The sequence below is a fragment of the uncultured Jannaschia sp. genome, assembly GCF_947494025.1.
Lineage (GTDB): Bacteria > Pseudomonadota > Alphaproteobacteria > Rhodobacterales > Rhodobacteraceae > Jannaschia.
This window is the reverse complement of the sequence record NZ_CANLTQ010000171.1, coordinates 1-341: the sequence shown is the minus strand read 5'-3', so window position 1 is coordinate 341 and position 341 is coordinate 1. Positions and strand designations below refer to the sequence as shown.

1 pseudogene is annotated in these 341 nt (G+C 70.4%); it reads right to left on the bottom strand.

The annotated features are described in order from the left end of the window. Nucleotides 1-341: pseudogene (locus tag Q1B08_RS21820) on the bottom strand (transposase); the annotation flags it as partial.

The window sequence follows — 341 nt, the reverse complement described above, 5'->3', positions numbered from 1 at the left end:
TCGCGTCGGCACCTCGGTTTACGATGGCGCCTACGACAGCCACGGGTGTCGTAGGCGCCGTCCACTGCCCGGCAGGGGCATGCGAAGCATGATCCCGAGAGGGGGCGGTGACGGAGGCGATCTCCTCGCCCTCGGGGATGGGACGGAGCAGGTCGGGCAACACGGGCGCATCGCCCACGCCGCTGCCGGTAGATTTCGACTGCGCGGATCTCCAGCGCCGCCTCGTCAACGGCGAGGCGGGCCTTGCGCCAAACCCGCCTGTGTGCCCCGCCGTGCTTGCGGGCGTGCCATTCGCCTTCGCCCCGGACCTTGATCCCTGTGCTGTCCATTGCCCGGCAGGG